Below are 19,956 nucleotides of genomic sequence, written 5' to 3' on the forward strand. Positions count from 1 at the left end.
CCTCGCATGCGCATGAACCCACCGGCCTTCTACGGTGCGGCGGCGCTGATCCTGTCCTTCACCGTCCTGGTCATCGGCTTCCCTGGGCAGGCCGGCCAGTGGCTGCTCGACGCCCAGGCCTGGGCCGCCGCCAACGTCGGCTGGTACTACCTGCTGGCGATGACGCTGTACCTGATCTTCGTGGTGGTCACCGCGCTTTCCGGCTATGGAAAGATCAAACTCGGTGCCGACCACGACGAGCCGGAATTCAGCTACCTGTCCTGGGCCGGCATGCTGTTCGCCGCGGGCATCAGCATCACCCTGTTCTTCTTCTGCGTGTCCGAGCCGCTGACCCACTTCCTGCAACCGCCGCAGGGCGCGGCCGGCACCCAGGAGGCCGCGCGCCAGGCCATGCAGCTGCTGTTCCTGCACTGGGGTCTGCACGGCTGGGGCGTGTTCGCCCTGGTGGCGATGGCCCTGGCCTACTTCGCCTACCGGCACAACCTGCCGCTGGCGCTGCGCTCGGCGCTCTACCCGCTGATCGGCAAGCGCATCAACGGGCCGCTCGGCTACACCGTGGACTGCTTCGGCATCGTCGCCACCGTGTTCGGCCTGGGCGCCGACATGGGCTTCGGCGTGCTGCAGCTCAACGCCGGGCTCGACTACCTGTTCGGCGTCGCCCACAGCCATCCGGTGCAGATGAGCCTGATCGCGCTGATGATGGGCGCGGCCATCGCCGTGGCGGTGTCCGGCGTGGACAAGGGCATCCGCCTCCTCTCCGACATCAACATGCTGCTGGCCTGCGCCCTGCTGCTGTTCGTGCTGTTCGCCGGGCCGACCCAGCACCTGCTCAATACCCTGGTGCAGAACATCGGCGATTACCTGGGCGCGCTGCCTACCAAGAGCTTCGACCTCTACGCCTACGGCGAGAGCGGTGACTGGCTGGGCGGCTGGACAGTGTTCTACTGGGCCTGGTGGATCGCCTGGGCGCCCTTCGTCGGCCTGTTCATCGCGCGCATTTCGCGCGGGCGGACGATCCGCGAGTTCGTCTTCGGCGTGCTGTTCATCCCGCTCGGCTTCACCCTGGCGTGGATGTCGATCTTCGGTAACAGCGCGCTCGACCAGGTGCTCGACCACGGCGCCGTCGAACTCGGCCAGGTGGCGCTCAGCGATCCCTCGATGGCGCTCTACCAGCTGCTGCAGAACTACCCGGGCAGCCGCGCGCTGATCGCCGTCTGCGTGCTGGTCAGCTTCGTGTTCTTCGTCACCTCGGCGGACTCCGGCACCGTGGTGCTCTCCACTCTCTCTGCGCGCGGGGGCAGCGCCGACGACGACGGCCCGAAATGGCTGCGGGTGTTCTGGGGCGTGGTCACCGCGCTGGTCACCGGCGGGCTGCTGTTCGCCGGCAGCATCGACGCGCTGAAGTCGGCGGTGGTGCTGACCTCGCTACCTTTCTCGCTGATTCTGCTGCTGATGATGTGGGGCCTGCACAAGGCCTTCTACCTCGAATCCCAGCGCCAGCGCGCGCGCAGCCACTCCCTCGCGCCGCCGCTGGCGGGCAAGGCCGGCGGCTGGAAGCGGCGCATCTCCCAGGCCGTGCACTTCCCCACCCGCGACGAAGTGTTCCGCTTCCTGGCGAACGTCGTCAGCCCGGCGATGGCCGAAGTGGCCGAGGTGTTCCGCGACAAGGGCCTGCAGGTGGAGGCCGACCTCGACCCGGCCAACCTGGAGCTGAGCCTGCAGATCGGCCACGGCGAGCAGCCCCCGTTCTACTACCAGGTGTCGATGCGCGGCTACTTCACGCCGTCCTTCGCCCGCGCCGGCCTCGGCGGCCTGCACCTGCAGAACCGCCGCTACTTCCGCGCCGAGGTGCACCTGGCCGAGGGCAGCCAGGACTACGACCTGGTGGGCTACAGCCGCGAGCAGATCATCAACGACATGCTCGACCAGTACGAGCGCCACCTGCAGTTCCTGCACCTGGTGCGCTGAGGGCTCGCGACTACAGCTGGTAAGGCAGGCGCACGCCGACGTCGTCGGCGGGGAAGTCCTTGGTGTTGCGGGTGACCAGCAGACGCCCCTGGGCCTCGGCGGAGGCCTTGATGATGGCGTCCGGCAGCTTTACCCGCAGCGCCTGGCGCACCGCCACGGCGCGCTCGGCGATGGGTTCGTCGAGCTGCACCAGGCTGAAGCTGTCGAGGAAGGCGCGAGTGGCGGCGGCGTTGGTCGGGCTGGCGCCGATCATCACCTCCATCCAGCTGATAACGCTGATGGCGCCATCGCTGTAGCGCGCCAGCTCGTCACGAGCCTGCTCGTGGCCGTTGAGGTAGTCGATCAGGATGTTGGTGTCGAACAGCGCCTTCACCATTCCTCACGCACCTTGCGCTGGTAGGCCAGGCCATCGCCGGCACTGTTGTTCCACAGGCCGAAGGCGGCCTCGGCGTCCCGCTGGTGATGCTTGACCAGGTACTCGGCCACCGCTTCGCGGATCAGCGAGGCGCGCGATTGCTGTTGCTGTTCGCCCAGTGCGTTGAGCGCCTCGAGGTGTTCGGCGGGGATGTCGACAAGAGTGCGCATGGCTGCCTCCATATGTGATATCGATAACATATATCACCCACAGACCCATCGACCAAGCCCCGCTTTGTATCAGCCTTTACCCAGCACCTTGCGGTGGAACAGCACGCAGATCACCACGAACACCAGCAACCCCAGCCACTGCGCGGTGTCTTCGAAACCGGCGCCGACCAGCGCCAGCGGCGCGTCCTTGCCGCTGGTGCCGATCAGCGCGGCGAGCAGGATGCCCATCAGGCTCTCGCCGACGATCAGCCCGGAAGCCAGCAGCACGCCGCGCCGGCGCGGCAGCTCGGCGTACTTCTCCTCGTCCACCCCGGCGGCCTGGGCGCGCTTCTTCAGCGCGGTTTCCAGCAGCCAGGAGAGCAGCGCGCCGACCACCAGGGTCATGCCGATGGTCGGCGGCAGGTAGATGCCCAGGCCCACCGCCAGCACCGGCAGGCTGGCCTTGCCGGTGCGGCGCAGGAGGATGTCGAGGAGGATCAGGGCGATGCCCAGGGCCACGCCGATGAGGATCATGTTCCAGTTCAGCGCGTTGTGGAAAATCCCGCTGGCGATGGCCGTCATCAGCGTCGCCTGGGGTGCCGCCAGGGCCGCGCCGGGGTCCATGCCCTCGCGCGGCAGGGCGCCGGTGAAGCCGTAGGCGTTGTACAGCAGTTCCAGCACCGGCGGGATCACCAGGGCGCCGACCAGGCAGCCGACGATCAGCGCCACCTGCTGGCGCCAGGGCGTGGCGCCGACCAGGTAGCCGGTCTTGAGGTCCTGCAGGTTGTCGTTGGAAATCGCCGCGATGGCCAGCACCACGGCGGTGGTGAACAGCGCCAGGGCGATCGCCAGCTTGCCGCCCTGGCGGCTGAGGAAGTCGGTTTCCAGCGAGCCGACACCGAGGATCAGCAGCGACACCAGGATCACCGCGATGATCCCGATGCCGGAGATCGGGCTGCTGGAAGAGCCCACCAGGCCGGCCATGTAGCCGCAGGCGGCGGCGATCAGGAAGCCGAAGAAGAAGGCGAACACCACGCAGGTGCCCACCAGGCCCCAGAAGGCGAAGCCGGTGAGGTCCGGCGCGGCCTCGCCGAGGAAGTGGGCGAAGACCACGAACAGCGCCACCAGCAACACGCCGGCGATGGCCACGATCCACAGCGCCGGCATGTCGCGCTCGGTGCGCAGGTCGCTGCTTTCGGCACGCCCGGTGACCGCGCTGAGCGAGGCCCAGACACCCTGCACCATGGGTTTGAACAGGGTGGCCAGGGTCCACAGCGCGGCCACGCCGATGGTGCCGGCGCCGAGGAAGCGCACCTGGCTGCTCCACAGCTTGCTGGCCAGCTCCGGCAGGCTCTGCCCGGCGGCCAGGGTGCTGTTGACGGTGAGCAGCGGCACCGCCACGCCCCAGGAGATCACCACGCCGACGAGAATCGCGATGCCGGCGGTGATGCCCATCAGGTAGCCGGCGCCGACCAGCGCCAGGGAGAAGCCGGTGGACAGGCGAAACGCCGCCTGGCCTGCGGTGAGCCAGAAGCTGAAGCCCTCGGCGAGCACCCTGAAGCCGCTGCTGAACAGGCTGAACAGCGCCGCCACCAGGCCGCCGGCGAGGATGTCGCGCAGGCCCGGCTGGTTGCCGTCGTCGGCCTGCGGGTGCTCCTCGTCCTGGCTGCCGACACGGAGGATTTCCGCTGCCGCCACCCCTTCGGGGTACGGCAGGCTGCTCTGCACCACCATCACCCGGCGCAGCGGGATGGTGTAGAGCACCCCGAGGATGCCGCCGATGGAGCAGATGGCCGCCGTCTGCCAGAACGGGAAGCCGGCCCAGTAACCGATCATCAGCAATCCGGGGAGGATGAAGATGATCGACGACAGGGTGCCGGCCGCCGAGGCTTGGGTCTGCACCATGTTGTTCTCGAGGATGTTCGACCCCGAGAAATAGCGCAGCACCGCCATGGAGATCACCGCCGCGGGGATCGACGAGGCGAAGGTCAGCCCCACCTTCAAGCCCAGGTAGACGTTGGAGGCGGTGAACACCACGGTGATCAGGGCGCCGAGGATTAGACCGCGCAGGGTCAGTTCGGCAAGGTTCGATTCGTCCGAAATCCGTTCGAGCATGGAAGGAAATCTCTGAAAGTTAACCTGCCAAGCTTAGGCCAGGGCGGCGCGAGCGCCCACGTCGCCGAATGTCGCCCCGGCGACGCACCGGCTTTGCGTAGGAGCAAGCTCGCTCCTACAAGGGCAAGGACTGGCGTGCGGGGGTCAGAACGGCTTGTCGCCGAGGATGGTCGCGCGGTGCATCACCCGGCGTTGCGGGCGGTAGTCGTCCACTGCGTAGTGCTGGGTCACGCGGTTGTCCCAGAAGGCCACGTCGTTCTCGCGCCAGCGCCAGCGAACGGTGAACTCGGGGCGGGCGACGTGGGCGAAGAGCAGGTCGAGGATGGCCCGGCTCTCGGCCGCCGACAGCTCGTTGATACGCGTGGTGAAGCCGTCGCTGACGAACAGTGCCTTGCGCCCGGTGACCGGGTGGGTGCGGATCACCGGGTGCGAGCGCGGCGGGTTCTTCAGCCGCGCCTCTTCGAGGCGCGCCAGGTCGGCGTTGGTGGCGCCGAAACGCTCCTGGGGGAAGGACTTGCTGATGTCGTGGGTCGCGCTCAGGCCGTCGAGCAGCGCCTGCAGCGGCTTGGACAGCGCCTCGAAGGCGGCGATGCCGCTGGCCCAGAGGGTGTCGCCACCGTAGGGCGGCAGCTGCTTGGCGGCCAGCACCGCGCCGAGGGCCGGGGTTTCCAGGAAGGTCACGTCGGTGTGCCAGATGGCGTTGTCGCGCACGTCGGTGACGGCGGTGTCGAGCACGATCACCTCGCGCTGCTCGGGCACGCTGGGGTAGATCGGGTGGATGTGCAGGTCGCCGAAGCGCGCGGCGAAACCGGCCTGCTGCTGCGGGGTCAGCGGCTGGTCGCGGAAGAACAGCACCTGGTGCTTGAGCAGGGCCTGCTCGATGGCCTGCTGCTGGGCGTCGTCCAGCGGCTGGCGCAGGTCGACGCCGGACACCACGGCGCCGAGGGCGGGGCTGAGGGGTTCGAGGGTCAGGGTGGTCATTGCTTTTCTCTCTCGTGTTCTGTGCAGGGAAGAGCGCCCTCTCCCCAGCCCTCTCCCTGAAGGGAGAGGGGGCTTGTTCGGTGCGAGCGGGAAGGACGGAGCAGCCCTGCCAACACGCAGATGTCATTCGGAGGCAACGGCCCCTCCGTCGCTCAGGATCAGTCCCCTCTCCCGCTTGCGGGAGAGGGTTAGGGAGAGGGGCCTTTGCCCTGTCTCTCTACTCCCAGGAAGCGAAGCGCCGCTGCAACCAGCGCAGGCTCAGCTCGAACGTCAGCGCGATGCCGGCGATCAGCAGAATGCCCAGCACCACCACGTCGGTGGCGAGGAACTGCGCGGCCGACTGCACCATGAAGCCCAGGCCGCGGTTGGCGGCGATCAGCTCGGCGGCGACCAGGGTCGACCAGCCCACGCCCAGGGCGATGCGCAGGCCGGTGAGGACGTCCGGCAGCGCGCTGGGCAGCACCACGTGGCGCACCACCTGCCAGCGGTTGGCGCCGAGGCAGCGCACCGCCTGGATGCGCGACTTGTCCACGCGGCGCACGCCGGCGGCGGTGGCGATCAGCAGCGGGGCGAACAGCGCCAGGTAGATCAGCAGCACCTTGGACAGCTCGCCGATGCCGAACCAGATGACGATCAGCGGCAGGTAGGCCAGCGGCGGGATCGGCCGGTAGAACTCCACCAGCGGGTCGAGCGCGGCGCCCACCAGCGGGTTGAGGCCCATGAGGATGCCCAGCGGGATCGCCGTGAGCACCGCGGCGCCGAGGGCCAGCAGCACGCGCAGCAGGCTGGTGCCGATGTGTTGCCACAGCGTGGCGTCGACGTAGCCTTCGGCGAGCACCCGTTGCAGGGCTTCGTAGAGCTGCTCGGGGGCCGGCAGGAACAGGGTGTCGACCCAGCCGAAGTGGGTGGCGAACCACCAGAGCGCGGCGAGTGCGGCGATGCTCCCGGCGGCGGCCCAGCGCCGCCCGTCGCGCGGGCGGGCGAGCTTCTGGCGGCGGCCGACGGGCAGCTTGGCGCTGAGGGTATCAGTGGGCATGTTCGGCCTCCGGCTCTTCCAGGAACTCATCCAGCAACACCTGGCGCAGGCGGCCGAACTCGGGGTCGGCCTTGATCGAGCGCACTGGCTCGCCGGCCGCGTAGCGCCGCGCGAAGTCCGGGCGCAGGCGCTTGACGATGCGCGCCGGCGGGCCGTCCATGACCACCAGGTCGGTGGCCAGGAACAGCGCCTCGTCGACGCTGTGGGTAATCAGGAACAGGCCCTTGCCGGTCTTGCGCCACAACTCCAGGGTGAGCACCTGCATGCGCTCGCGGGTCAGCGCGTCGAGGGCGCCGAAGGGTTCGTCGAGCAGCAGGAAATCCGGTTCAACCGCCAGCGCGCGGGCCAGGCCGAGGCGCTGCCGCTGGCCGCCGGAAAGCTGCGAGACGCGGTAGTGCGCGTGCTCCCGCAGGCCGACCAGGGCCAGCACCTCGCGGGCGCGGGCCTCGCGTTCGGCGGCGCCCAGGCCACGGATGCGCAGGCCCAGGGCGACGTTGTCGAGGGCGTCCAGCCAGGGCATCAGAGCGTCGTCCTGGAACACCACGCCACGCTCGCCGCCGGGGCCTTCGAGGGTCCGGCCGTCGATCTGCACGCGGCCACGGTCGGGCTTCTGGAAACCGGCCAGGACGTTGAGCAGGGTGGACTTGCCGCAGCCCGAAGGGCCGAGCACCACCAGGGACTCGCCCTTGGCCACGTCCAGGGTGAGGTCATGCAGCACGCGCCGGGTCTGGCCATGCTGCTCGAAGGAGAGGCTGACCGCCTCGGCCGTCAAACGGCTCATGTTTCTACCCTCCGTAGGGTAAGAAGGAATGCTGGGGGCGCTTCGTACGTTGTGCTCTTCGCTCTTCGTAGGAGCGAGCTTGCTCGCGAACAGCCCGGCACCTTTCTCCACCTCGTCATTCCCGCGTTCGCGAGAATGACGGGGAAGGTGCGGTGTGAAGCGGGTTCGCGAGCAAGCTCGCTCCTGCAGGGAGATCGAGCGGGGAAATCGAGCAGGCCGGTGCGGTCAGCGCTGGCCCACCTGCACGCTCTCCGCCTGGCGCACGTATTCGGCGCTGACGTAGGGCGAGTAGTCCTTGAGTACCGAGGGCACGCGTTTCTGTTCCTTGAGGAAGGCCGCCGTGCCGGCGATGTCCTTGGCGGTGCCGCCGCCCAGCAGGGCGCTGGAGAGCTGCGCCTGGGTCTCCGGGAAGGCGCTGCCGGCGAGCAGCTCGGGCACGTCCTCGGGGGCGGCGCCGGTGAGCTTGGCGATCTTCTTCGCCTGCTCGGAATCGGCGGTCCACTGGGCCTTGTGGGCGTTGTAGTCGGCGAAGGAATCCAGAGTCACGCGGGCGAACCTGGCCAGCACTTCCGGGTGTTTCTCGGCGAAGTCCTTGCGCGCCACCCAGACTTCGAAGGTCGGCGCGCCCCATTTGCCCACTTCCGCGGCGTCGGTCAGCACCTTGCCGCTCTTCTTGATCTCGCCCAGCGCCGGGGCCCAGACGAAGGCCCCGTCGATGTCGCCGCGACGCCAGGCGGCGGCGATCTCGGTGGGGTTGAGGTTGACGATCTTCACCTTGCCCGGGTCGATGTTCCAGTGCTTGAGCGCGCCCAGCAGGCTGTAGTGCGAGGTGGAGACGAAGGGCGTGGCGATGGTCTTGCCGACCAGGTCCTCGGGCTTGGCGATCTGGCTGCCGTTGCGCACCACCAGGGCTTCCGCCGCGTTGATCTGCGCGGTGACGATGAAGGCCACGATCGGCAGGCCGCGCGAGGTGGCGGCGGCCAGCGGGCTGGAGCCGAGGTTGCCGAGCTGCACGTCGCCGGAGGCGATCGCGGCGACCACTTCCGGGCCGCTGTTGAAGCGGCGCCAGTCGAGTTTCTCGCCGATGGCTTTCTCGTAGGTGCCGTCGGCCTGGGGAACCTTGGTCGGGTCCACCCCGGTCTGGTAGCCGAGGGTGATATCGGCCTGGGCGATGCCGGCGACGCCGGCCAGGGCCAGCGCGGCCAGCAGGCGGCGCGGTGCGAAGAGGCTTTTCATGGACAACTCCTGGGAATGCGTTCGGGGCGGCCGGCCGGGCCGTGGCGGGCCGCTCGCGGTGGAGCGGCGGAAAGGGGGTCGGTCAGTTGCGCGCCAGGTCCGGCTGCCAGACCTGCACGGCGCGGGCGTCCACCGGCTTGGGCAGCAGGCCCTGGACGAAGAAGGCGTCGGCGATGCGCTGTTGCTCGTCGAGGCCGTCGGCGCGCACCGGCTGCACGTCGTAGCTGCGGCGGGCGTTGGCCTGCTCGACGGTGCTGGCGTCCAGGTTGCCCCACAGCGGGCCGAGCACCTTGGCCGCGTCGGCCGGGTGTTCCTTGACCCAACGCCCGGTCTTCTGCAGTTCGGCGAAGACCTGCTTGAGCACTTCCGGGTGGGCCTTGGCGTAGTCGTTGGAGGCCAGGTAGTAGCGCTGGTAGCTGGCCAGGCCCTGGCCGTCGGCGAGCACGCGGGCGTGTTGCTGGCGCTGGGCGCTGGCGACGTACGGGTCCCAGGTCACCCAGGCGTCGACCTTGGCGTTCTCGAAGGCGGCGCGGCCGTCGGCCGGGGTCAGGTAGGCCGGCTGGATGTCGGAGAACTTCAGCCCGGCCTTGGCCAGCGCGGCGATCAGCAGGTAGTGGCTGCCGGCGGCCTTGGTCACGGCCACGCGCTTGCCCTTGAGGTCGGCCAGCGTCTGCAGCGGCGAGCCTTGGGGCACCAGGATCGACTGCGCGGTGGGCGATGGGGTTTCGCGGGCGAAGTAGGTCAGTTGCGCGCCGGCGGCCTGGGCGAATACCGGCACGGTGTCGGCGACGTCGGCGGACAGGTCGACGTTGCCGACGTTGAGCGATTCGAGCAGCGGCAGGCCGCTGGGGAACTCATGCCAGCTCACCTGGATGCCCTGCTTGCCCAGCTCGCGCTCCAGGCTGCCCTGGGCCTTGATGATGGTCAGCAGGGTGGAGGATTTCTGGAAGCCGATGCGCAGGGTGCCTTCGGCGTGCGCACCCAGGGCGCCCAGCAGGGCGGCGGAGGCGGCGAGGCCAACGGCGAAACGGCGCAGGAATGGGCTGCGGGACATGGTACGGCTCCTCGGGTACGGGGCGGCCGCCCGCAGAGCGAGGCGGACCACTGGACGGGTCAGGTGTTCTGGATAAGTCCGGTGGTCCGGTGAAGAGGAGATTACAGGCATAAAAAATCAGAAATAAATAATTTTTAGTTATTACTTAAGATCGCCCGGATTCATCCCTCCGTCAGTGCGCAGCCCCCAGCAGCCGGGCCCTCACGCCCTCCGCACGAAGGCTGGCCTGGGCCGCCTGGCGTGCCACCGCCAGGGTCTGGGCGGCGAGGTTGGCGAAGTGGCTGCTACGGCCGAACGCCAGGCTCACGCCGGCCTCCACGTCCTGGTCCAGCTGCGCGGCGGCCTGCTCGCTGAGCACCAGGCCCAGGCCGAGCAGGCGCGACAGCTCCGAGGCCTGGGGCAAGTCCAGGCGATCCGCCGCCTGCAACGCCAGGCCCAGGGCGACGTTGGCTTCCAGCAGCAGCGCCAGCCCGTCGCACAACACCCGGCGCGGGGTCGGCGCGAGCCCGGGCGGCAGCAGCATGTCTTCCGGATGCAGGCGCAGGCCCTGGCACTGCGCGCCGGCGCGCAACACCAGGCCGGCGCGCACGCTCGGCAGCGCGGCCAGCAGGAAATCGCCGCTGGGCGCGTGCCAGGCGCGCAGCAGCAACCAGTCGGCGGCTTCGGCGCTGAAGGCGTCCCACTGCCCGCCGTTGACGCGGAAGCCACCGCGCACGTGCTCCACCGCTTGCAGCGCCTGGCCGTCGTCCTCGCCCAGGGCGCCCCACAGGGAGTCGCGCAGCAGGCTCAGGTGCAGCAGGCGCTGCAGTTGCTCGCGGCTGCCGAGCAGGCGCACGCGGGTCAGTTGCAGGTGGTGCACGGCGAACAGCCGGGCCAGGCCGCCGTCGCGCTCGCAGAGGTCACGCAGGGTCTGCAGGACGTCGCGCCAGGCACCGCCGCTGCCGCCCAGCCGCGCCGGCAGGGACAAGCGCAGCAGGCCCGAGTCGCGCAGGGCGCGAGCCCAGGACGACGGGCCGGCGATAACGGACGGGGCCAGCGGCGGGACGGCAGCCAGCCGGGACGGAACGACGCTCATGCGCACCTCGGGACGACGACGGGATCAGTGCCTGGGCGTGGGGCGCGCGGGAAGACTGAAGCGAGGGGGTTCGGCGGCGCCCCGTTGCGCCGCGCGCGAGGCGCGGCCGGGGCGGCAGCTGGAACCCTATCCAATCGCGGCGCCCAGGTTAAATAACCTTTTCGCCTTAGCTGAGAACCGCTCAACGCTGGCCCACGGCGACCTCCGCCGGCAACCGCCGGGCCACCTCGGTGGCACCGCCGGAGAGGCTGAAGTCGAACGCCGGGGTCACGTTCAGCGCCTTCGGCAGCACGCCCTCGCCATGGAAGAAGTCGGCGGCCTTCTGCAGGGTGGCGGCGATGTTCTGGTCGAACACGATGGGGCTGATGCGCGCCTCGCCGACCCAGCGCCGGGTCACTTCCTGGGGCATGTTCAGGTCCTTGGCCAACGCGGCGGCGAACTGGTCCGGGTGGCCCAGCGCCCAGACCTGGGCGCGCGCCAGGCGGGTCATGAGGTCGGTGATCGCGGCCTTCTTGCTGGCGATGGCGGCGTCGCTGGCCAGGGCGTAGGAGTAGCCGGTCATGATGCCGTCACCGTTGTCGATCACCCGCGCCTGGTCGAGCAGCACGGCGCTGGAGGTGTAGGGTTCCCAGGGCACCCAGGCGTCCACCGAGCCGCGCACCAGGGCCGCGCGGCCGTCCACCGGGCCGAGGAAGGAGAAGGTCACGTCCTCGGGCTTGAGCCCGGCGCGACGCAGCGCGCCGAGGGCCATGAAGTGGCCCCAGCCGCCACGGTTGACGGCGATGCGCTTGCCCTTGAGCTCGGCCACCGAGTGGATCGGCGAGTCCTTGCCCACCACCAGCGCCACCGTCGCCGGGTTGAAGTGCCAGGCGCCGACCGCCTTGAGCGGCGCGCCGGCGGCGTAGACGAAGAGGAACGGGATGTCGCCGGTGAAGCCGATATCCAGGGCGCCGGCGTTCAGCGCCTCAAGCACCGGGGCGCCGGAGGGGAAGGCCGACAACTCCAGCTTGTACGGCAGGTTGTCCAGCTCGCCGGACGCGCGCAGCGAGGCGTAGCGGTCGCCCTTCACATCACCCAGGCGCAGGGTGACAGGGTCGGCGGCGCTGGCCGCGCCGGCCAGCAGGGAGGCGGCCAGCAGGCCGGCGAGAACACGCAGGGTTCGTTTCATGGGGCGATCTCCAGGCGGCTTCGCACGGAAGCCGGGGTTGTCGTGGGGCTATCCGTTCCGCCGGTGCGGTCGCCGATATCTGCCAGGGTTCGGGTTGGGTGAGGCAGGCTTCAGGGGCGCAGCGCCGCCTTGCCCGCCGCGATCCATACGCTGTCCTTCTGCGGCGTGTGGACACGCCCGCACAGCACGTCGCGGTAATGCCGCTGCAACGGGTTGTGTCGGCTCAGGCCGTGGTTGCCGCTCAGCTCCAGGGCCTTCTCGACCACTGCCACCGCATTGTCGGTAACGGCGACCTTGATCAGCCCCGACTCGCTGGCGCTCAGCCGGTCGCGGCAGGCGGCGTCGAGCAGCAGGCGGTTCTGCAGCAGCAGGCCGTCGATGACCCCGACCGCCTCCTGCACGCGCGGCAGGCTGGCCAGGGGCGCGCCGAGGCTGGCCGGCACGCGCTCGCACAGCCAGGCAGCGAGCCAGTCGCGGGCGGCCCCGGCGATGCCGTCGTAGAGCGCGCCGAGCAGCGCCGCGCTGGCCTGGGCGAAGTCGCGCAGCACGGCTTCGTCCGGCGCCGGTGGCTGGTCGTGGGGATACAGGCCGACGGCGTGCTCCAGCGGCACCGGCACGTCCTCGAAAATCACTTCGTGGCTGCCGGTGGCGCGCATGCCGAGGTGGTCCCAGCTTTCCACGAGGCGAATACCCGGGCTGTCGCGGCGCACCAGCCAGGTGCCCACGCGCGGGGTCGGCTCGTCGCTGCGCGCCCACACCGCCAGCCAGGTCAGGCCGGGGATGCCGGTGGTGTAGAGCTTGTGCCCGGACAGCCGCCAGCCGTCGCCGTCACGCCGCGCGACGGTCTGCGGCAGGCCGCCGCGCGAAGGCGAGCCCAGCTCCGGCTCGACCCGCAAGCTGTTGATCAGCGCGCCCTGTTCCAGCGCTTCGCGGGCCACGCGGCGCTTCAGCGCCTCGGGCCAGTCGGGGTTGTCGGCCAGGCGCCGCAGGTGCAGGTACTGCATGCACAGCACCAGGGCGGTGGAAGGTTCGCCACGGGCCACCGCGCCGACCACCCGGCGCAGCTCGCCAAGGCCGGCGCCGGGGCCGCCGAGCGCGCTGGGCAGGGCCAGGCCGAGCAGGCCGTGGCGCTGCAACAGGGCCAGGTTGGCGTGGGGGAAGTCCCCGCTGCGGTCGTAGGCGTCGGCGCCTTCGGCCAGCTGCCGGGTGAGTTCCGGCAGCAGTTCGTTGAGCGCCAGCGGCGCGATCTGCAGGCTGCTCATGGGTCAGGCCGTGGCGCGCCGGCGCTCGCGCTCGGCGACCTTGGCGCGGGTCAGGGGAATCAGTTCGCGGCCGTATTCCACGGCGTCGTTGAGCGGGTCGAAACCACGGATGAGGATGCTCCGCACGCCGAGGTCGTAGTACGCCAGCAGCGCATCGGCGACCTGTTCCGGGGTGCCGACCAGCGCGGTGGAGTTGTGCCCGCCGCCCACCAGCCGGGCGATGCCGGTCCACAGCCGCTCGTCGACGCGGTCGCCCTGCTCCACCGCCTTGAGCAGGCGCTGGGCGCCGACGCTCTGCGGCTTGCCCTTGGGGAAACCGGCCTCGCCCAGGCGCTCGCTGGCGGTCGCGCGGATCGCCTCGGCCTTGGCCCAGGCTTCTTCCTCGGTGCGCCCGAGGATCGGCCGGAACGACAGGCTGAACTCCACTTCGCGGCCATACCGGCGCGCCTGCTCGCGCACCGCGGCGATAGTCTCGGCGGCCTGGGCCAGCGGTTCGCCCCAGAGCATGAACACGTCGGCCTGCTTGCCGGCGACCTGCAGCGCGGCCTCCGAGGAGCCGCCGAAGTACACCGGGATGTGCGGCTTCTGCTGCGGGCGGATGGCCGAGAAGGCCTGCTCCACGCGGTAGTGCTCGCCGTGGAAGTCGAAGGGCTCGGCGCTGGTCCAGCTGCGCTTGAGCACTTCGATGAATTCGTCGCTGCGGGCGTAGCGCTGGTCGTGGTCGAGGTAGTCGCCATCCTTGCGCTGGTCGGCGTCGCTGCCGCCGCTGATGATGTGCACCGCCAGGCGCCCGTCGAGCAGGTGCTCCAGGGTCGCCAGCTTGCGCGCGGCCAATGTTGGCGCGACGAAGCCGGGGCGGTGCGCCAGCAGGAAGTGGATCTTCGAGGTGGCCAGGCCGGCGGTGGCGGCCACCAGGAAGCCGTCCGGCTGATCCGACCAGTAGCCCACCAGGATGCGGTCGAAGCCGGCCTCCTCATGGGCGCGGGCGAAGGCGGCGATGTACTGCTTGTCGAGGATCGGCCCCACCGGGGCGAGGGTCTCGGAGGCCAGGCGGTGGCCGATCATGCCGAGGAACTGGATGCTCATGGGTGGCTCCCTGCTCAGTGGAAGGCTTTGCTGAAGGAGGTGTCGATCACCGCGGCGGTGTCGAAGGCCTTGGGCAGCGCGCCGGTCTGCACCAGGAAGTCAGCGGTGCCCTGGTAGTCGGCGGCGGCCTGGCTATCCACCGGGCCGACGCTCATGCCGGCCTGGCCGATCCAGTGGCGCGACACCGCCGGGTCGAGGTTGGCCTTCTTCGCCCAGATGTCGGCGTACTGCTCCTTGTGCGCCTCGACCCAGGCCCGGGCCTTCTGCAGGCGACCGAGGAAGTCGGCGATCTGCGCGCGCTTGGGCTCGATGGCGTCGGCGTTGGCGGCGATGCTCGACAGCCCCGGCATCAGGTCGCGGGCGGTGAGGAGCGGCCGCGCGCCGGAGAACACGATCTGCTGCGAGATGTACGGCTCCCACACCGGGAAGGCGTCGATGCTGCCGCGCGGCAGAGCGGCGGCGGCGTCGATCGGCATCAGTTTGACGAACTCGACGTAGTCCTTCGGCAGGCCGGCCTTCTCCAGCGCGCGCAGGGTCAGCTGCTGGCTCCAGGCGCCGGGCCAGTAGGCGACCTTCTTGCCCTTGAGGTCGGCGATGGTCTTCACCGGCGAGCCCTTGGGCACCAGCAGCGCGATGGTATCGGGGTTCTGCCGCGACACGCCGATCAGCTTCACCGGCGCGCCCTTGGCGGCGAGGAAGATGAACCCGGAATCGCCGAGGAAGCCCAGGTCCAGGGCGCCGGCCTGCAGCCCTTCGGCCACCGGCGCGGCGGATTGGAAGTGCTTCCAGTCCACCGTGTAGGGCGCGCCTTCGAGCACCCCGGAGGCCTCCATGGAGGCGCGCACGTTGTAGTAGTTCTGGTCGCCGACACGCAGGGTCGGCAGGTCGGCGGCGTGGGCCAGGGGCGCGCCGAGCAGGAGCGCGGCGAAGCCGGCGCGCAGGCGTTGGGTGAAGTTCATCGGGGGCTCCTCAGCCGGCGCGGCGCAGTTGCGGCAGGCGGGCGATATGGTCGTGGATGGCGGGAATCAGGCCCTGGCCGTAGCGCACGGCGTCGCCGAGCGGATCGAAGCCACGGATCAGGAAGGTGGAGACGCCCAGGCGGTAGTACTCGCCGAGGGCGGCGGCGACCTGCTCGGGCGTGCCGACCAGGGCGGTGGAGTTCCAGCGCGCGCCGGTCAGCCGGGCCACCCCGGTCCACAGCCGGGTGTCGAGCACCTCGCCCTGCTGCGCGGCGGCCAGCAGGCGCTGCGAGCCGACGTTCTGCGGCTGGTGGTCGTGCAGCGGCAGGCCCAGGCGCGCGCGGTTCTCGCGCACCTGTTCGAGTACCTCGGCGGCGCGCTTCCAGGCGGCCTCCTCGGTGTCCGCGACTATCGGCCGGAACGACACCGAGAAGCGCGGGGCGCGGCCCTGGGCCTGGGCGGCGGCGCGCACCCGGCGGATATGCCCGTCGACGGCGGCCAGCGGTTCGCCCCAGAGCATGTAGGTGTCGGCGTGCCTGGCGGCGACCTCGATGGCGGCGTCGGAGGAGCCGCTGAAGTAGATCGGGATGTGCGGCGACTGGCGCGGGCGCACGGCCGGCGAGGCGCCCTGGAAGCGGTAGAACTCGCCGGCGAAGTCCACCGGCCCGGTGGCGGTCCAGATGTCGCGCAGGGCTTGCAGGTATTCGTCGGTGCGGGCGTAGCGGCGGTCGTGCTCGAGGTAGTCGCCGTCGCGGGCGAGGTCCTCGTCGTTACCGCCGCTGACCACGTTGAGGGCCAGGCGGCCGTCGCTGAACTGGTCGAGGGTGGCCAGTTGGCGCGCGGCCAGCGGCGGCGCGATCACTCCTGGCCGGTAGGCCAGGAGGATGCCCAGGCGCCGGGTGGCGGCGGCGACGAAGGAGCTGACCACCGCGCCCTCGGCGGCGTTGCTGAAGTAGCCCACCAGCACGCGGTCGAAGCCGGCGTCCTCATGGGCCTGGGCGAAACGCCGGACGAAACCGGCATCCACCGCATCCCCCAGCGGCTGATCCACCTCGGAACTCGGGGTGGCGGTGATCATGCCGAGAATTTCCACGCTCACTGTGTTGCCCTCGCCTGGGCCGCTGCATAAGGTCGGCGGCTTTCGTTATAAGAAAAACGTCTTGAATCACGTTGTTCTTAGAAGCTATAGGCAAGCACTTCATGATGGAAATTCATTTTTGGCATATCCTAATATGCTAATCACGCATATTCAGGATTGGCCAAGTTGCGCGGGGTGCTTTCGCTTTCGTAGGAGCGAGCTTGCTCGCGAACGGAGTTTCCCGGTCATGCCGGTGTCAGGCATGAGAGCGCCCTCTCCCTGACCCTCGGCTGGGGAGAGGGAACGGAGTCGACCAGAGACGACAGCGCTGCCGGGAAAGCCTGTTCGCGAGCAAGCTCGCTCCTACAGGGGGCGAATGAGTGGATCGAAAACTCAGCCCGCCTGCATATCCAGCCCTTCGGCCACCGCGCTGCCGAACAGCCGCGCCGGCGTCTCCAGGTTGCCGAGCAGGCGCGGGCGCACCAGCCACAGCTGGATCAGCGGCTGGAAGTCCTCCAGTTGCAGCACCCGCAGTTGCTCGCGGTAGCGGCTGCGCGCCAGGGCCGGCGCGGGCACCAGGCCGAGGCCGCGGCCTTCGGCGACCAGGCCCAGCTGCAACTCGCTGCCGAAGGTTTCCAGGTTCAGTTGCAGGCCCAGCCCCTGGTCGGCCAGGGCGCGTTGCAGGCCGGCGCGGAAGCCGCAACCGTCGGGGTTGAGCACCCAGCCGTGCTGGTAGCAGTCGAGCAGGCGGCGGGCCTGCAGGTCGCTGTCGCGGGCGGCCACCACGCACAGCTCGACGCGCCCCAGCGGGGTGGCGCCGAGGTCGTCGGGGAATACCTTGCTCGGCGGGAACAGCACCACCGCCGCGTCCAGCTCGGCGTTTTCCAGGCGCGCCAGCAGGTGGCTACCCCAGCCGCTGCTGACCTGCGCGCGCAGCTCCGGGTACTCGCCGGCCAGACGCCGCAGCGCCTCCAGCAGCACCACCTCGCCGATGCTCTGCGGCACGCCCAGGCGCAGCACGCCGCTGGGCGCGGCGTCGCCGGCCACCAGTTCGCGCAGGCCGTCCACCTCGCGCAGCACCCGCCGGCACTGCTCGTAGACCCGCAGGCCGGCGGCGGTGGGCTTGAGCGGCTTGGTGTTGCGGTCCAGCAGCTCCACCCCCAGGGCTTCCTCCAGGCTCTGCACCCGGCGGGTGATGGCCGACTGGGTCAGGCCCAGGCTTTCGGCGGCCTGGCTGAGGGAGGCGTTGCGGATCACCGCGACGAAGGCGTCGATGTCGTCGATCTTCATGGGGCTGGCACCAATTGCAATTTGCGCATATTAGCTTAGATTCAAAATGCATTTCAGGAATAAAAACGCGTTTGCTACCGTAGCGGCAAAACCCTTCGGAGGGAATCCACCCCCATGTCCGCCCCCCTGCGTCTCGACCGCCTGCGCCAGTTCATCGGCGACCTGGCGGCGCTCATCGACACCCGCCCCGAGGAAGCCGAACTGCTCGCCCAGGCCCGCCCGCTACTGGCCGAACTGGTGCGCCACGACGACTGGCTGCCCGAGGCCTGCGCCCAGCCCGACACCCAGCGCTACCAGCAGTACCTGCTGCACGCCGACTCGCGGCAGCGCTTCTCGGTGGTCAGCTTCGTCTGGGGCCCCGGCCAGCGCACGCCGGTGCATGACCACCGGGTCTGGGGCCTGATCGGCATGCTGCGCGGCGCCGAGTACTCGCAGCCGTTCGCCTTCGCCGCCGATGGCCGGCTGCTGCCCGATGGCGAGCCCACGCGCCTGGAGCCGGGCGAAGTGGAGGCGGTATCGCCGCGCATCGGCGACATCCACCAGGTCAGCAACGCCTTCGCCGACCGCCCCTCCATCAGCATCCACGTGTACGGCGCCAACATCGGCGCCGTGCGCCGCGCCGTGTTTACCGCCGAGGGTGAGGAAAAACCCTTCATCTCCGGCTATTCCAACAGCCAGTTGCCCAATATCTGGGACCTGTCGAAAGAGAACCCCGCATGAGTCAGATCGCCCGCCGTACCTTCCACGACATCCGCGCCGCCCTCCTCGCCCGCCGCGAGCTGGCGCTGCTCGACGTGCGCGAGGAAGACCCGTTCGCCCAGGCGCACCCGCTGTTCGCCGCCAACCTGCCGCTGTCCAAGCTGGAACTGGAGATCTACGCCCGCGTGCCGCGCCGCGACACGCCGGTCACCGTGTATGACGACGGCGAAGGCCTGGCCGAAGTCGCCGCGCAACGCCTGCTCGACTTAGGCTACCTCGACGTGGCCCTGCTCGACGGCGGCCTGGCCGGCTGGCGCGAGGCCGGCGGCGAGCTGTTCAAGGACGTCAACGTGCCGAGCAAATCCTTCGGCGAACTGGTGGAAGCCGAGCGCCACACCCCGTCGCTGGCCGCCGAGGAAGTGCAGGCGCTGCTCGACGCCAAGGCCGACGTGGTGGTGCTCGACGCCCGCCGCTTCGACGAATACCAGACCATGAGCATTCCCAGTGGCGTCAGCGTGCCCGGCGCCGAGCTGGTGCTGCGCGTCGCCGAGCTGGCGCCGAACCCGGCCACCCGGGTCATCGTCAACTGCGCCGGGCGCACCCGCAGCATCATCGGCACCCAGTCGCTGGTGAACGCCGGCATCGCCAACCCGGTGTCGGCGCTGCGCAATGGCACCATCGGCTGGACCCTGGCCGGGCAGACGCTGGAACACGGCCAGGCGCGGCGCTTCGGCGACGTCTCCGCAGCCACCCGCGACGCCGCCGCCACCCGCGCCCGCGCCGTGGCCGATCGCGCGCAAGTGGAACGCATCGACCTCGCCGGCCTGCGCCAGTGGCAGGCCGAGGGCGAGCGCAGCACCTACCTGTTCGACGTGCGCACCCCGGAAGAATACGAGGCCGGCCACCTGCCGGGCTCGCGTTCCACCCCCGGCGGCCAGCTGGTGCAGGAAACCGACCACGTCGCCAGCGTGCGCGGCGCGCGCCTGGTGCTGGTGGACGACGACGGCGTGCGCGCCAACATGAGCGCGTCCTGGCTGGCGCAGATGGGCTGGCAGGTGGCCGTGCTCGACGGGCTGTCCGCCGCCGACTTCAGCGAGCAGGGCGCCTGGGCCGCACCGCTGCCGGCCAGGCCGCAGGCCGAAACCATCAGCCCGGCGACCCTGGCCGACTGGCTGCACGAACCGGGCACCCGGGTGCTCGACTTCACCGCCAGCGCCAACTACGTGAAACGCCACATCCCCGGCGCCGCCTGGGCCCTGCGCAGCCAGCTGCAACAGGCCCTGGCGCAGCTGGGCGACGCCGAGCGCTACGTGCTCACCTGCGGCAGCAGCCTGCTGGCGCGCTTCGCCGTGGCGGAAGTGGCGGCCCTGAGCGGCAAGCCGGTGTTCCTGCTCGACGGCGGCACCGCCGCCTGGATCGCCGCCGGCCTGCCGACGGAAGAAGGCGAGAGCCTGCTGGCGGCCCCGCGCATCGACCGCTACCGTCGTCCTTATGAAGGCACCGACAACCCGCGCGAGGCGATGCAGGGCTACCTGGACTGGGAATTCGGCCTGGTGGAACAGCTCGGCCGCGACGGCACCCATGGCTTCCGGGTGATCTGAGGA

General features: G+C 70.1%; 18 protein-coding genes. 3 read left to right on the forward strand and 15 right to left on the reverse strand.

Annotated features, from left to right (window positions below; all coding sequences use genetic code 11):
* The first annotated feature begins 12 nt into the window (after nt 1-12).
* Complete coding sequence (gene betT, locus P3W75_RS11350) at nt 13-1,968, forward strand: choline BCCT transporter BetT (RefSeq protein ID WP_276227495.1); 1,956 nt, start codon at nt 13-15, stop codon at nt 1,966-1,968.
* 10 nt (nt 1,969-1,978) lie between these two features.
* Here betT and P3W75_RS11355 read toward each other — a convergent pair whose 3' ends face one another.
* The 15 genes from P3W75_RS11355 to P3W75_RS11425 all read right to left on the reverse strand — a co-directional run bounded on the left by P3W75_RS11355 (nt 1,979) and on the right by P3W75_RS11425 (nt 17,653).
* Complete coding sequence (locus P3W75_RS11355; RefSeq protein ID WP_276227478.1) at nt 1,979-2,344, reverse strand: type II toxin-antitoxin system VapC family toxin; 366 nt, start codon at nt 2,342-2,344, stop codon at nt 1,979-1,981.
* Nucleotides 2,338-2,553, reverse strand: a complete 216-nt coding sequence (locus P3W75_RS11360; protein WP_276227479.1) for a CopG family transcriptional regulator — start codon at nt 2,551-2,553, stop codon at nt 2,338-2,340. The genes P3W75_RS11355 and P3W75_RS11360 overlap by 7 nt, the downstream gene beginning before the upstream one ends.
* A 69-nt stretch (nt 2,554-2,622) precedes the next feature.
* Nucleotides 2,623-4,647, reverse strand: coding sequence for an OPT family oligopeptide transporter (locus P3W75_RS11365; RefSeq protein WP_276227480.1), 2,025 nt, complete (start codon nt 4,645-4,647; stop codon nt 2,623-2,625).
* A gap of 144 nt (nt 4,648-4,791) precedes the next feature.
* Complete coding sequence (gene tauD / locus P3W75_RS11370; RefSeq protein ID WP_276227481.1) at nt 4,792-5,628, reverse strand: taurine dioxygenase; 837 nt, start codon at nt 5,626-5,628, stop codon at nt 4,792-4,794.
* Between the two features lie 217 nt (nt 5,629-5,845).
* A complete protein-coding gene (tauC, locus tag P3W75_RS11375) occupies nt 5,846-6,664 on the reverse strand; it encodes a taurine ABC transporter permease TauC (protein ID WP_276227482.1) in 819 nt (272 codons plus the stop codon).
* Nucleotides 6,654-7,445, reverse strand: coding sequence for a taurine ABC transporter ATP-binding protein (locus tag P3W75_RS11380; RefSeq protein WP_276227483.1), 792 nt, complete (start codon nt 7,443-7,445; stop codon nt 6,654-6,656). The genes tauC and P3W75_RS11380 overlap by 11 nt, the downstream gene beginning before the upstream one ends.
* A gap of 225 nt (nt 7,446-7,670) precedes the next feature.
* A complete protein-coding gene (gene tauA, locus P3W75_RS11385; protein ID WP_276227484.1) occupies nt 7,671-8,681 on the reverse strand; it encodes a taurine ABC transporter substrate-binding protein in 1,011 nt (336 codons plus the stop codon).
* Nucleotides 8,682-8,763: 82 nt separating this feature from the next.
* Complete coding sequence (locus tag P3W75_RS11390; protein WP_276227485.1) at nt 8,764-9,735, reverse strand: aliphatic sulfonate ABC transporter substrate-binding protein; 972 nt, start codon at nt 9,733-9,735, stop codon at nt 8,764-8,766.
* 172 nt (nt 9,736-9,907) lie between these two features.
* Nucleotides 9,908-10,810, reverse strand: coding sequence for an acyl-CoA dehydrogenase family protein (locus tag P3W75_RS11395; RefSeq protein ID WP_276227486.1), 903 nt, complete (start codon nt 10,808-10,810; stop codon nt 9,908-9,910).
* 181 nt (nt 10,811-10,991) lie between these two features.
* The gene (locus P3W75_RS11400; RefSeq protein WP_276227487.1) at nt 10,992-11,978 is read right to left on the reverse strand and encodes an aliphatic sulfonate ABC transporter substrate-binding protein; all 987 of its coding nucleotides are present in this window, start codon (nt 11,976-11,978) and stop codon (nt 10,992-10,994) included.
* 110 nt (nt 11,979-12,088) lie between these two features.
* On the reverse strand, nt 12,089-13,240 hold the full coding sequence (locus tag P3W75_RS11405) for an acyl-CoA dehydrogenase family protein (protein WP_276227488.1): 1,152 nt from the start codon (nt 13,238-13,240) through the stop codon (nt 12,089-12,091).
* A 3-nt stretch (nt 13,241-13,243) separates the two neighbouring features.
* Complete coding sequence (locus P3W75_RS11410) at nt 13,244-14,326, reverse strand: LLM class flavin-dependent oxidoreductase (RefSeq protein WP_276227489.1); 1,083 nt, start codon at nt 14,324-14,326, stop codon at nt 13,244-13,246.
* Nucleotides 14,327-14,340: 14 nt separating this feature from the next.
* Nucleotides 14,341-15,285, reverse strand: a complete 945-nt coding sequence (locus P3W75_RS11415; RefSeq protein WP_276227490.1) for an ABC transporter substrate-binding protein — start codon at nt 15,283-15,285, stop codon at nt 14,341-14,343.
* 10 nt (nt 15,286-15,295) lie between these two features.
* Complete coding sequence (locus P3W75_RS11420) at nt 15,296-16,363, reverse strand: LLM class flavin-dependent oxidoreductase (protein ID WP_276227491.1); 1,068 nt, start codon at nt 16,361-16,363, stop codon at nt 15,296-15,298.
* A gap of 393 nt (nt 16,364-16,756) precedes the next feature.
* Nucleotides 16,757-17,653: a LysR family transcriptional regulator gene (locus P3W75_RS11425; RefSeq protein WP_276227492.1), complete on the reverse strand. Its 897-nt coding sequence runs from the start codon at nt 17,651-17,653 to the stop codon at nt 16,757-16,759.
* A 114-nt stretch (nt 17,654-17,767) separates the two neighbouring features.
* Between P3W75_RS11425 and P3W75_RS11430 the strand changes: the two genes are divergently transcribed.
* Both P3W75_RS11430 and P3W75_RS11435 read left to right on the forward strand, forming a co-directional pair.
* Nucleotides 17,768-18,373: a 3-mercaptopropionate dioxygenase gene (locus tag P3W75_RS11430; protein ID WP_276227493.1), complete on the forward strand. Its 606-nt coding sequence runs from the start codon at nt 17,768-17,770 to the stop codon at nt 18,371-18,373.
* Complete coding sequence (locus P3W75_RS11435; protein WP_276227494.1) at nt 18,370-19,953, forward strand: rhodanese homology domain-containing protein; 1,584 nt, start codon at nt 18,370-18,372, stop codon at nt 19,951-19,953. The genes P3W75_RS11430 and P3W75_RS11435 overlap by 4 nt, the downstream gene beginning before the upstream one ends.
* Nucleotides 19,954-19,956: the final 3 nt, after the last annotated feature.

It is taken from the genome of Pseudomonas citronellolis (assembly GCF_029335315.1).
Taxonomy (GTDB): Bacteria; Pseudomonadota; Gammaproteobacteria; order Pseudomonadales; family Pseudomonadaceae; genus Pseudomonas; species Pseudomonas citronellolis_A.

Excerpts from the sequence above, each read along its gene's own strand:
- betT (WP_276227495.1), top strand. The coding sequence starts at position 13 with ATGAACCCACCGGCCTTCTACGGTGCGGCGGCGCTGATCCTGTCCTTC.
- P3W75_RS11365 (WP_276227480.1), bottom strand. The coding sequence starts at position 4,647 with ATGCTCGAACGGATTTCGGACGAATCGAACCTTGCCGAACTGACCCTG.
- P3W75_RS11435 (WP_276227494.1), top strand. The coding sequence starts at position 18,370 with ATGAGTCAGATCGCCCGCCGTACCTTCCACGACATCCGCGCCGCCCTC.
- tauC (WP_276227482.1), bottom strand. The coding sequence starts at position 6,664 with ATGCCCACTGATACCCTCAGCGCCAAGCTGCCCGTCGGCCGCCGCCAG.
- P3W75_RS11420 (WP_276227491.1), bottom strand. The coding sequence starts at position 16,363 with ATGATCACCGCCACCCCGAGTTCCGAGGTGGATCAGCCGCTGGGGGAT.
- P3W75_RS11360 (WP_276227479.1), bottom strand. The coding sequence starts at position 2,553 with ATGCGCACTCTTGTCGACATCCCCGCCGAACACCTCGAGGCGCTCAAC.
- P3W75_RS11390 (WP_276227485.1), bottom strand. The coding sequence starts at position 9,735 with ATGTCCCGCAGCCCATTCCTGCGCCGTTTCGCCGTTGGCCTCGCCGCC.
- P3W75_RS11410 (WP_276227489.1), bottom strand. The coding sequence starts at position 14,326 with ATGAGCATCCAGTTCCTCGGCATGATCGGCCACCGCCTGGCCTCCGAG.
- P3W75_RS11415 (WP_276227490.1), bottom strand. The coding sequence starts at position 15,285 with ATGAACTTCACCCAACGCCTGCGCGCCGGCTTCGCCGCGCTCCTGCTC.
- P3W75_RS11395 (WP_276227486.1), bottom strand. The coding sequence starts at position 10,810 with ATGAGCGTCGTTCCGTCCCGGCTGGCTGCCGTCCCGCCGCTGGCCCCG.
- P3W75_RS11405 (WP_276227488.1), bottom strand. The coding sequence starts at position 13,240 with ATGAGCAGCCTGCAGATCGCGCCGCTGGCGCTCAACGAACTGCTGCCG.
- P3W75_RS11400 (WP_276227487.1), bottom strand. The coding sequence starts at position 11,978 with ATGAAACGAACCCTGCGTGTTCTCGCCGGCCTGCTGGCCGCCTCCCTG.
- P3W75_RS11380 (WP_276227483.1), bottom strand. The coding sequence starts at position 7,445 with ATGAGCCGTTTGACGGCCGAGGCGGTCAGCCTCTCCTTCGAGCAGCAT.
- P3W75_RS11355 (WP_276227478.1), bottom strand. The coding sequence starts at position 2,344 with ATGGTGAAGGCGCTGTTCGACACCAACATCCTGATCGACTACCTCAAC.
- P3W75_RS11430 (WP_276227493.1), top strand. The coding sequence starts at position 17,768 with ATGTCCGCCCCCCTGCGTCTCGACCGCCTGCGCCAGTTCATCGGCGAC.
- tauA (WP_276227484.1), bottom strand. The coding sequence starts at position 8,681 with ATGAAAAGCCTCTTCGCACCGCGCCGCCTGCTGGCCGCGCTGGCCCTG.
- tauD (WP_276227481.1), bottom strand. The coding sequence starts at position 5,628 with ATGACCACCCTGACCCTCGAACCCCTCAGCCCCGCCCTCGGCGCCGTG.
- P3W75_RS11425 (WP_276227492.1), bottom strand. The coding sequence starts at position 17,653 with ATGAAGATCGACGACATCGACGCCTTCGTCGCGGTGATCCGCAACGCC.